This is a genomic window from Salipiger sp. D13, from assembly GCF_003703915.1.
Taxonomy (GTDB): Bacteria; Pseudomonadota; Alphaproteobacteria; order Rhodobacterales; family Rhodobacteraceae; genus Salipiger; species Salipiger profundus.
In genome coordinates, this window is record NZ_ML112594.1 from 207,117 (window position 1) to 217,568 (window position 10,452).

At 68.2% G+C, this 10,452-nt stretch carries 12 protein-coding genes; 8 read left to right on the forward strand and 4 right to left on the reverse strand.

Going from position 1 to position 10,452, the window contains the following annotated elements:
- From D6860_RS10660 to D6860_RS10690, 7 genes are read left to right on the forward strand one after another with little or no spacing between them, the layout of a single operon-like run.
- Positions 1 to 771, forward strand: coding sequence for a thiazole synthase (locus D6860_RS10660; RefSeq protein WP_076624235.1), 771 nt, complete (start codon positions 1 to 3; stop codon positions 769 to 771).
- Positions 768 to 1,364, forward strand: coding sequence for a thiamine phosphate synthase (locus tag D6860_RS10665; RefSeq protein WP_076624234.1), 597 nt, complete (start codon positions 768 to 770; stop codon positions 1,362 to 1,364). Before D6860_RS10660 ends, D6860_RS10665 begins: the two co-directional genes overlap by 4 nt.
- On the forward strand, positions 1,361 to 2,344 hold the full coding sequence (locus D6860_RS10670; RefSeq protein WP_076624233.1) for a ThiF family adenylyltransferase: 984 nt from the start codon (positions 1,361 to 1,363) through the stop codon (positions 2,342 to 2,344). The genes D6860_RS10665 and D6860_RS10670 overlap by 4 nt, the downstream gene beginning before the upstream one ends.
- Positions 2,341 to 3,279, forward strand: coding sequence for an ABC transporter substrate-binding protein (locus D6860_RS10675; protein WP_076624232.1), 939 nt, complete (start codon positions 2,341 to 2,343; stop codon positions 3,277 to 3,279). Before D6860_RS10670 ends, D6860_RS10675 begins: the two co-directional genes overlap by 4 nt.
- Positions 3,276 to 3,947, forward strand: a complete 672-nt coding sequence (gene tenA / locus D6860_RS10680) for a thiaminase II (RefSeq protein ID WP_076624231.1) — start codon at positions 3,276 to 3,278, stop codon at positions 3,945 to 3,947. The genes D6860_RS10675 and tenA overlap by 4 nt, the downstream gene beginning before the upstream one ends.
- On the forward strand, positions 3,944 to 4,666 hold the full coding sequence (locus tag D6860_RS10685; RefSeq protein WP_076624230.1) for an ABC transporter ATP-binding protein: 723 nt from the start codon (positions 3,944 to 3,946) through the stop codon (positions 4,664 to 4,666). The genes tenA and D6860_RS10685 overlap by 4 nt, the downstream gene beginning before the upstream one ends.
- The gene (locus tag D6860_RS10690; protein ID WP_076624229.1) at positions 4,663 to 5,394 is read left to right on the forward strand and encodes an ABC transporter permease; all 732 of its coding nucleotides are present in this window, start codon (positions 4,663 to 4,665) and stop codon (positions 5,392 to 5,394) included. The genes D6860_RS10685 and D6860_RS10690 overlap by 4 nt, the downstream gene beginning before the upstream one ends.
- 78 nt (positions 5,395 to 5,472) lie before the next feature.
- Here D6860_RS10690 and dctP read toward each other — a convergent pair whose 3' ends face one another.
- The 3 genes from dctP to D6860_RS10705 are packed head-to-tail and all read right to left on the reverse strand — an operon-like array spanning position 5,473 to position 8,397.
- On the reverse strand, positions 5,473 to 6,561 hold the full coding sequence (dctP, locus tag D6860_RS10695) for a TRAP transporter substrate-binding protein DctP (RefSeq protein ID WP_076624228.1): 1,089 nt from the start codon (positions 6,559 to 6,561) through the stop codon (positions 5,473 to 5,475).
- Between the two features lie 17 nt (positions 6,562 to 6,578).
- Complete coding sequence (locus D6860_RS10700) at positions 6,579 to 7,904, reverse strand: TRAP transporter large permease (RefSeq protein ID WP_076624227.1); 1,326 nt, start codon at positions 7,902 to 7,904, stop codon at positions 6,579 to 6,581.
- The gene (locus tag D6860_RS10705; protein ID WP_017468734.1) at positions 7,894 to 8,397 is read right to left on the reverse strand and encodes a TRAP transporter small permease subunit; all 504 of its coding nucleotides are present in this window, start codon (positions 8,395 to 8,397) and stop codon (positions 7,894 to 7,896) included. Before D6860_RS10705 ends, D6860_RS10700 begins: the two co-directional genes overlap by 11 nt.
- A 92-nt stretch (positions 8,398 to 8,489) precedes the next feature.
- Between D6860_RS10705 and D6860_RS10710 the strand changes: the two genes are divergently transcribed.
- Positions 8,490 to 9,419 carry a LysR family transcriptional regulator gene (locus D6860_RS10710; protein ID WP_083697838.1) on the forward strand — a complete coding sequence of 310 codons (930 nt, stop codon included), beginning with the start codon at positions 8,490 to 8,492 and terminating at the stop codon, positions 9,417 to 9,419.
- A 14-nt stretch (positions 9,420 to 9,433) separates the two neighbouring features.
- Here the strand turns inward: D6860_RS10710 and D6860_RS10715 are convergent, their stop codons facing one another.
- The gene (locus tag D6860_RS10715) at positions 9,434 to 10,333 is read right to left on the reverse strand and encodes a LysR family transcriptional regulator (RefSeq protein WP_076624225.1); all 900 of its coding nucleotides are present in this window, start codon (positions 10,331 to 10,333) and stop codon (positions 9,434 to 9,436) included.
- Between the last annotated feature and the right edge of the window lie 119 nt (positions 10,334 to 10,452).

Here is a 10,452-nt window from a genome sequence, read left to right on the forward strand (position 1 = left end):
ATGAAGCTCTACGATACCGACATCGTATCGCGCCTGATGCTGGGCACGGCGCAATATCCCTCGCCCGGAGTGCTCGCGGACGCCTTTCGGCGTTCCGGCGCCGGCATCGCCACCGTTTCGGTCCGCCGCGAGGCCGGTCACGAGAAGGCGGGCGCGGCGTTCTGGGATCTCGTCCGAGACCTTGGTGTCGCGGTCCTGCCCAACACCGCCGGTTGCCACTCGGTGCGCGAGGCGGTGACCACGGCGCAGATGGCGCGCGAGCTGTTCGAGACCGACTGGATCAAGCTCGAGGTCATCGGCCACGCGGACACGCTGCAACCCGATCCCTTCGGGCTGGTCGAGGCCGCGCGCATCCTCGTGGACGACGGCTTCAAGGTCTTTCCCTACACCACCGAGGACATCGTGCTGGCCGACCGGCTGCTGTCGGTCGGTTGCGAGGTGCTGATGCCGTGGGGCGCACCCATCGGCACCGGGTTGGGGCTGACCAACATCTACGGGCTGCGCACGCTCCGCGCCCAGTTCCCCGACGTGCCGATGGTGGTCGATGCGGGGCTCGGCCTGCCGAGCCAGGCGGCGGCGGCGATGGAGATGGGCTTCGATGCCGTCCTGCTGAACACCGCCGTCGCCAAGGCCGGTGATCCGCCCGCCATGGCGCAGGGTTTCGCCCGCGCGGTCGAGGCCGGTCGGCTGGCCTTCGAGGCCGACCCGATGGAGGCGCGCGACATGGCCGCGCCTTCCACCCCTTTGATCGGAAAGGCGTTTCTCGCATGAGGCTCGACAGGTTCTACCCGATCTTCGACAGCGTGGCGTGGCTGGAACGGATGCTGCCGCTCGGCGTGAAACTGGTGCAGCTGCGCATCAAGGACACGCCCGAGGTCGAGCTTCTTCCCATCATCAGCCGCGCGCAGGCGCTCTGCCGGCAGCATGGCGCGGTGCTGGTGGTCAACGATCACTGGCGCGTGGCGATCGAGGCGGGCTGCGACTGGCTGCACCTCGGGCAGGAGGACCTCGACGAGGCCGACCTGCCCGCGATCCGGCGTGCCGGGCTGCGGCTCGGCATCAGCACGCACGACCACGATGAACTCGACCGGGCGCTGCTGCTCGGGCCCGACTACGTGGCGCTCGGGCCGGTCTATCCGACGATCCTCAAGAAGATGAAATGGGAGCAGCAGGGGCTCGAGCGCGTCACCGAGTGGAAGCGCCTTGTCGGAGAGCTGCCGCTTGTCGCCATCGGCGGGATGCGGGTCGAGCGCGCGGCCGGGGCCTTCGCGGCGGGCGCCGACATTGTCTCGGTGGTGACCGACATCACCCTGCACGACGACCCCGAGGCACGTGCGCGCGACTGGATCGAGGTGACACGATGACCCGCTACGCCCGACAGGTGGCGGTGCCGGAGTTCGGTGCGGCGGGGCAGGCCGCGCTGGCCGCCGCCCATGTGCTGGTGGTGGGCGCGGGCGGTCTTGCGGCGCCGGTTCTGCAATATCTCGGCGGCGCCGGGGTGGGGCGGATCACGCTGGTCGATCCCGACCGGGTCGAGGCGAGCAACCTGCACCGCCAGACCCTGTTCCGCGAGACCGATGCCGGGTCGCCCAAGGCCGAGGTCGCGGCGGCGGCGATCCGGGCCCTGAACGCCGACGTGCACATCGACGCGGTCGTGGACGCGCTCGGCCCGGACAACGCCGCGGCGCTCTGCGCAGGCGCCGACCTCGTGCTCGACTGCGCCGACAGTTTCGCGGTGAGCTATATCCTCTCGGACAGCTGCCACGCGACGGGGCAGCCGCTGGTCAGTGCCTCGGTGATCGGCACCGGCGGACACGTCGGCGCCTTCTGCGGCGGCGCGCCCAGCCTGCGGGCGGTGTTTCCCGACCTGCCGCAGCGCGCCGGCTCCTGCGCCGAGGACGGCGTGCTGGGACCGGTCGTTGGGACCATCGGAGCGCTGCAGGCGCAGATGGCGCTGGCGCTGCTCGCCGGAGTCGCGCCGTCGCCCCTCGGCCAGCTCGTCACCTTCGAGGCGCAGGGGTTCCGCTTCGGCGGCTTCCGCTTCACCGGCGCGCCGGAACCCGACCACGCCCCGCGCTTTCTCGATCCCGCCGGCATCGCCGCCGGCGATTTCGTCGTCGATCTGCGCGCCGAGACCGAGGCGCCGCTGGTGCGCCCCGATGCGCATCGGCTGCCGGTGACCGCCTTCGGTCCCGGCGGGCCGCTGCCGGACCCCGGTCAGCGCGCCGTCCTGTGTTGCCGCTCCGGCCTGCGCTCGTGGCAGGCGGCGGACCGGCTGGCCCAAGTCTGGGCCGGAGACATCAAGCTCGTCGCTCTTGGCGACCAACCCGGAGATACCGAATGAAACCCATGCTCACCGCGCTTGCGCTTTTCGCGGCCACGCCCGCCCTCGCGCAGGACAAGCTCACCATCGTGCTCGACTGGTTCGTCAATCCCGACCACGGCCCCATCGTCATCGCGCAGGAAGAGGGCTATTTCGCCGACGCCGGTCTCGAGGTCGAGGTGATCGCGCCCGCCGACCCCTCGGACCCGCCGAAGATGGCCGCAGCCGGTCGCGCCGATCTTGCCATCTCGTACCAGCCGCAGCTGCACCTGCAGGTGGCCGAGGGGATGCCGCTGGTGCGGGTCGGCACACTGGTCTCGACCCCGCTGAACTGCCTGCTGGTGCTCGACGACGGCCCCATCGAAGAGATTGCCGACCTGAAGGACCGCAAGGTGGGCTTCTCGGTCTCGGGTGTCGAGGGCGCGGTGCTCTCGGCGATGCTGGGGCAGGCGGGCCTTTCGCCGGACGATGTCGAGATGGTCAACGTCAACTGGTCGCTGTCGCCCGCGCTCATGTCGGGGCAGGTCGATGCGGTGATCGGGGCCTTCCGCAACTTCGAGCTGAACCAGATGGAGATCGAGGGCGTCGCGGGCCGTTGCTTCTACCCCGAGGAGGAGGGCGTGCCGCCCTATGACGAGCTGATCTACGTCGCCAACCCCGAGACCATGGACCGGGACCTGGTCCGGCGCTTCCTGTCGGCCACCGAGCGCGCGACGCAATACATCGTCAACCATCCGCAGGAGAGCTGGGAGACCTTCGCCGCGACCTCGACCGAGCTTCAGGACGCGTTGAACGAACGCGCCTGGGCCGACACCATCCCGCGTTTCGCGCTGCGCCCCGAGGCGCTGGACGCGGGCCGCTACGCCCGCTTCGAGACCTTCCTGCAAGAGGCCGGGCTGACCGCGGCGACGCGCCCCGTCGCAGAGCTCGCCATCGACATGGGGGCCGTGGAATGAGCTACGGACGGACCTTCCCGCTCTGGCGCGCGGCCGCCGGCGACACGTGGCACGACTACACCCGGCACGCCTTTGTCGAGGGGATGCGCGACGGCAGCCTGCCGCGCGACGCGTTCCTGCACTACCTCGTGCAGGACTACGTCTTTCTCGTGCATTTCTCGCGGGCCTGGGCGCTCGCGGTGACCAAGGCGGAAACGCTGGACGAGATGCGTGCCTGCGCGGCGACCGTGCACGCGCTCCTTGACGAGGAGATGCGCCTGCACGTCCAGACCTGCGCCGCCGAGGGCATCTCCGAGGAGGCGCTTTTCTCGGCCGAGGAAGCGCCGCAGAACCTGGCCTACACGCGATACGTGCTGGACGCCGGGCATTCGGGCGATTTCCTCGATCTGCTGGCAGCGCTGGCGCCCTGCGTGCTTGGCTACGGCGAGATCGGCGCGCGGCTGGGGCAGGAGGCGGGCGATACGCCCTACCGCGACTGGATCGCGACCTATGCCGATGCCGACTACCAGCAGACCTGCGCGGCGGTCGGCGCGCTGATCGACGCGGCGGCGGCGCGCCGGCTGGGCGATGCGCCCGAGCAGAGCCCCCGCTGGCCACGGGTTTGCGCGCGCTTCGCCAAGGCGACCCGGCTCGAGGTGGACTTCTGGGAGATGGGTCTTTCGGCATGACCGCTCCGGCGCTGCATCTGTCCGGGCGGGCGACGATCGGGGACGCGCCCATCTTCGGTCCGATCGAGGTCACGGTCCCCGCGGGGACATGGACCTGCCTCCTGGGTCCGTCGGGCGTAGGCAAGTCCACGGTGCTGCGGCTGCTCGCCGGGCTCGGCGAGGAGGTTTCCTTTGACGGCACCTATGGTGCCGGGGACGGGCAGCCATTGGCGGGGCGCGTGGGCCTGATGGCGCAGAGCGACCTGCTGATGCCCTGGCGCGATATCGTCTCGAACGTCGCGCTCGGGGCCCCGCTGCGCGGGCAGCGCCCGGATCGCGACAGGGCGCGCGCGCTGCTCGCCCGCGTCGGGCTGGCCGATCATGCCGACAAGCGACCGCACGCGCTCTCGGGTGGCCAGCGCCAGCGCGCCGCGCTCGCCCGGACACTCATGGAGGACCGCCCCGTCGTGCTGCTCGACGAACCGTTCTCGGCGCTCGATGCCCGCTCGCGCGCGCTCATGCAGGAGCTGTCCGCCGAGCTGCTCTCGGGGCGCACGGTGCTGCACGTCACCCATGACACCGCCGAGGCCGCGCGGCTCGGGCAGCGCGTGCTGCTGATGACGGGGGACGGAATCACCGAAATGCCGGTGCCTCAGGACCAACCGCCGCGCGCCTATGATGCGCCGGAAACGCTGACCTTCCAAGGGCGGCTGCATCGTCACCTCATGGAGGCCGCATGAGACAGACCCTGCGCCTTGCCGCCATCGCCTGTCTCTGCCTTGTGGCGTGGCAGGCCGTCGTGACGCTGGCAGAGCTGCCGCGCTTCATCCTGCCGGGGCCGTTGCTCGTGGCCGAAACCCTCTGGACCAGCCGCGCCCTGATCGCCGAACACGCGCTGGTGACGGCGGCCGAGGTGGGGCTCGGGCTCTTGCTGGGTGCGGCGGCTGGCTTTGCGACGGCGATCCTGCTCGCGGCCTCGCCGGCGGCACGGGCGGTGCTGCGCCCGGTGCTGGTCTTCAGCCAGGCGGTGCCGGTCTTCGCGCTGGCGCCGATCCTGACGCTGTGGCTGGGCTACGGGCTCTGGTCAAAGGTCGCGATGGCGCTGCTCATCATCTATTTCCCGGTGACCTCGGCGTTCTTCGATGCGCTGATGCGCACGCCCAAGGGCTGGCTCGAGCTTGGCCGGGTGATGGGCGCGCGTCCCGCGCGGCTGCTCTGGCACATCCGGGTGCCCGCCGCGATGCCGGGCTTCGCCTCGGGGCTGCGGCTCGCCGCGGTCTACGCGCCGATCGGGGCGATCATCGGGGAATGGGTGGGGGCCTCGCAGGGGCTCGGCTACCTGATGCTGCTGGCGAACGGGCGGGCGAAGATCGACCTGATGTTCGCGGCGCTCATCGTGCTGGCGGTCCTCACCCTGGCGCTGCACGCCTGCGTCGACGCGGCGTGCCGGCGGGTGTGGGAGAGCTGACGCCCGGATGCCCGTCAAACGAAAACGGCGGCGCGGGATGGTCCCGCGCCGCCGCCGCTTGTCGTCACGCCCCTGCGCTTACTCGGCGCAGCCGCGAATCTTCTCGATGTCCGGGCCGTCGGGGTTCCGGCCGAGGTTGAACGGGGCCGAAGCCGAACGCCATGCCGAGTAGTCCTGCAGGTACTCGAGCTGGCTCAGGTAGACCTTCGCCGAGGACGGGTTCTCGCAGGCGACTTCCTCGATCACCGCGTTCGCGGTTTCCTGGATCGTGGCCAGCGCCTCGTCATCCATGCGGGTGATCTCGTTCGCCTCGTCGAACTTCTTGTAGGCGTCGTTGGCGCGGCGCTCGGTGAAGGCGAGCGACCACAGCATCGTTGCGTCAGCCGCGATCTCGAGCTTCTCCTGCGCCTCGGCGCTCAGCGAATCCCAGGCGCTCTTGTTGATCATCACGCCGAAGACCGACGCGGACTGGTGCCAGCCCGGGGTCGCCCAGTAGTCGGTGACCTGCTGGAAGCCGCCGGACCAGTCGACGTTGGGGGTCGAGAACTCGGCCCCGTCGATCACGCCGCGCTCGAGCGACTGGTAGATCTCGCCGCCGGCCATGGAGACCTGGCTGCCGCCGAGCTGGTTGAGCAGCCGGCCCTGCTCGAGGCCGGACACCCGCAGGCGCTTGCCCTGCAGGTCGTCGATCGAGCGGATCGCTTCCTTGGTGTGGAAGCCGGACTCGTTGTTGGTCACGGCGTAGGGCAGGTAGACCATGCCGAACTTGCCGTAGGTCTCGTTGTAGATTTCCTTGCCGCCCCACTGCTGGATCCAGTTCACGTAGTCGACGGCGTTGAACAGGCTCGAGGTGGTGGCGAGCGGCGAGAACGCCGGGTCACGGCCGGCCCAGTAGCCGGGCCAGTCGGCGCCGGCCTGGATCGTGCCGCTCTCGACGGCGCCGAAGACCTCGCCCGAGGGAACGAGGCTGCCGCCCTCGAAGAACTCGATGTTCACCTCGTCGCCGGCCAGCTTGTTGGCGAGGTCCACGAAATGCTTGTCGAATTCGATCAGTTCGAGCGACGACGGCCAGGTGGTGGTCATCTGCCAGCTCTGCTGGGCCGACGCGGCGCCTGCCACGAGGGTCAGCGCGAAGGTGGCCGAAGCCAGGGTCTTTCCGAGAGTCATTGAGATCTCCTCCTGTCTCATTTGGGTCCGTAAAGGGTTGCCGGAAGCCATGTCACGAGCTGCGGGAACAGCGCGATGGCCATGGCCATCATCAGGATCAGTCCGATGAACGGCAGCACGCCGATGATGATGTCGGACGTGCGCACCTCCTTCGGGGCGAGCGCGCGCAGGTAGAACAGCGCGTATCCGAAGGGTGGCGAAAGGAACGAGGTCTGCAGCACCACGGCGGTCAGCACAACGAACCAGAGCTCGTTGACGCCCATCTCCTGCACGATCGGCAGGAAGATCGGGAACGACAGCAGCACGATGCCGGTCCAGTCGAGGAACATGCCGAGAAGGAAGACGATGAACATCATCACCGCGATCAGCATCCAGGGGGCCATGTCGAGCGAGCGCATGAGTTCCTGCGCGGCACGCAGGCCGCCGGTGATGTTGAAGACGCCGGTAAAGGCGGTCGCGCCGACCACGATGAACAGGATCATCGCCGAGGTGCGCGCGGTCTCGTAGACCGCCGAGCGGAAGGTGGCCCACTCGAAGCGGCCGCGGAAGATGACGATGCCGAGCGCCAGCGCGGCGCCGATTGCCGAGGCCTCGGTGGCGGTGGCAATGCCCGCCAGCATGGTGCCGAGGATACCGAAGATAAGCACGAGCGGCGGCAGCGCTTCCATCACCAGCATCCGCAGCAGCGTTCCCCGCGAGACCTTGTCGTCGGTCGGAACCGGCGGCGCGAGGTCGGGGCGGATGATCGCTACGAGCGCGACGTAGCCGGCGTAGAGCAGGCCGAGAATGATGCCCGGTCCCATCGAGCCCGCGAACAGTTCACCCACCGACAGCGACGAGTTCGACGCCATCAGGATCAGCATGATCGACGGCGGGATCAGGATGCCGAGGCAGCCCGACGCGGCGATGACGCCGGTGGTGAGCCGCTTGGAATAGCCGTATTGCAGCATCGGTTTCAGGGCCATGACGCCCATCACGGTGATCGAAGCGCCGATGATGCCGGTGGTGGCCGCGAGCAGGATCGAGATGAACACCACCGCGAGCCCGAGCCCGCCGGTGACCTTGGCCATCAGCAGCCGCAGGGTCTCGAACATCCGGTCCGTCACGCCCGAGTCGGACAGGAACCGCGCCATCAGCACGAACAGCGGAATGGCGATCAGGATGTAGTTGTCGAGCACCTCGCCGAAGATACGGTTGATGACGATGCCCAGCACCATCGGCTTGCCGGCGATGACCGCGCCGAGCACGGCGGTGCCGCCGAGGACGAAGGCCAGCGGGTGGCCCATGAAGAGGCCGATCAGCAGCAGACCGGCCATGATGAGACCGATCGTTTCACCCGACATGATGGGACTCCGGCTTCTTGAGGATGAGTTTCAGGACCTCCGAGATGCCCTGCAGCGCGAGCAGGCAAGCGGCCACGGCCATGGCGATCTTCACGGGGTAGACCGGAAGCTGCACGGCGCCGTAGGTCGTCTCGCCCTGCGCGTAGGAGCGCATCGCGAATTCCCAGCTCTTGGTCACGAAGACCCAGGCAAACGGGAAGAAGAAGATCAGGTAGCCCAGGATCTCGATGATGCGGCGTGCCATGGGGGCAAGGTTGTCGGTGACCAGGTCGACCCGCACGTGGGCACCGTGGCGCAGCGCGTAACCGCCCAGCATCACGAAGTAGAACCCGTAGAGCATCTTGGTGAGGTCGAACGCCCAGGTGGTGGGCGCGTTGAACCCGTAGCGCATGATCACGTCGTAGATGATCATGCCGGCGAATATGACGGCGATGAAGGAGACCGCCTTGCCGACGACCTCGTTGATCCCGTCGATGAGACGGATCAGTGACATAGAAATTCCCTCCCTGCCAAAGGCTCCTGCGAACAGGCCTCGGACCTTTGGCGGTAGGGTATTCAGCACATTCGGGTTTGACATGGACAAATTTGCAGACCATTTCTGCAAAAATGCGGGACGGCTTCGACTGGAACGACCTCAGGGTCTTTATCGCGCTTCACCGGATGAAGCGCATGACCGACGCGGGCAAGGTGCTCGGCGTCGATCAGACGACTATCGCGCGCCGGATCAAGGCGCTCGAGCGGGCCATCGGCACGCACCTCTTCGTGCGCCGGGCCGACGGCTTCGAACTGACGAAAGCGGGTGAGCGGATCCTGCCCTTCGCGCTTGAGATCGAGCATTCCGGCGAGAAGCTGCTCGAGGAAATATCGGGGCAGAACAAACGCTTGTCCGGCCGTGTTCGCGTGGGGGCGCCGGACGGTCTGGGCACCTTCTTCCTGCCGGCGATCCTGACCCGCTTCCAGCAGGACAATCCCGATGTCGACGTCGAGGTCGTCGCCAGCTCGCGCGAGTTCCGCGTCGCCGAGCAGGAGGTGCATCTCGCGCTCTGCCTGTCGCTGCCCGAGAGCGGCCGGCTGCTGGCCCGCAAGCTCGCCGATTACCACCTGCATTTCTTCGCCTCGTCGGAATACATCCAGCAGAAGGGTGCCCCCAAGGCACTTGGTGAACTGCAGGATCACCGGCTGGTCGGTTACATCTCCGACATGCTGTTCTCGCGCGAGGTGCGCTTTCTCGAGGAACTGGGGCTGCGCCGGATGGTGCGTTTCGCGTCAAGCTCGATGGCCGCGCAGCGCGAGGCGATCCGTTCGGGGGCGGGGCTCGGAATCCTGCCGCGTTTCATGGCGCTGAACGATCCCGGCCTCGTGCCGGTGCTGACCGACCGCTACCTGCTGAAGCGCACGGTCTGGATCGTCAGCCACCAGAGCACCGAGGATCTCGCGCGGGTCCGGTCGGTGTCGGAATACCTGCAGCGGGCGGCCCGGTCCCGGCGCGGCGCGCTACTGCTGTCCGAGGTCTGAAGCCGTCCTGCGGGTCAGTAGTGGAACAGCGCCCCGGCGGCACGTACCTCCTCGGTGAGGAAGTCGGCGCAGGCGCGGATGCGGGACAGGCCGCGCAACTCGCTGTGCACCACCAGCCAGAACGAGCGCACCAGCCGCACCTCCTCGGGCAGGACGTGCACGAGGTCGGCATGCCCGTGCGCAAGGAAACGCGGCAGCACGCAGAGCCCCCCGCCCGCCAGCGTCATGTTGAGTTGCGCAGGCAGGCTGGAGCTCGTCAACCGGGGCGAGATATCCCGCGAAATCTGAGGGATGTAGTCCAGCTCGCGGGCGTAGATGAGATCCTGGATGTAGCCGAGGATGCCGTGGTGGCGCAGGTCGGCGAGGGTCTCGGGCCGCCCTGCTTCGGCAAGATAGGCCTTCGAGCCGTAGAGCCCCAACTCGTAGTTGGTCAGCTTGTGCGCGTGCAGTCGGCCCTTGCTGGGCCGGGCGAGGCTCACGGCCATGTCGGCCTCGCGCTTGGTCAGGCTGAACTGGCGCGGCAGCGACACGAGCTCGAGCTTCAGTCCGGGCTGGGCGCGTCCCAGCCTCACCAATGCCGGCGCGACAAAGCTGCTGCCGAATCCCTCGGGCGCGCCGACCCGCACGGTCCCGTCGATTCGCGAGGTGGCGCCCGAGATGTCGCTGGCCGCCTGCAGTGCGATGGTTTCCACCCGCTGCGCCGCCGCGAGGAAACGCTCGCCCTGCGGCGTGAGGCTGTAGCCCGATACGGTCCGGTCGAAGAGCCGCGCGCCGAGTGCCTCCTCGAGCGCCTTCACCCGGCGGCTGAGGGTGGTGTGGTCGATTCCCAGCTTCTGCGCGGCGAGCGTCAGCCGCCCGGTCCGCGCGATCGCGAGAAACCATTCCATCGTGCCCCAGTCGAAATCCTGTCTCATATGTGAATCCATGCAACCCGGTGGTGACTAATTCACAATTTACGTGCGTTTTCCATCATGCTTTCGTCGCGCGGCATTTCGTTCGGGGAGGAGAAGACATGAAGATCGCATTCATCGGG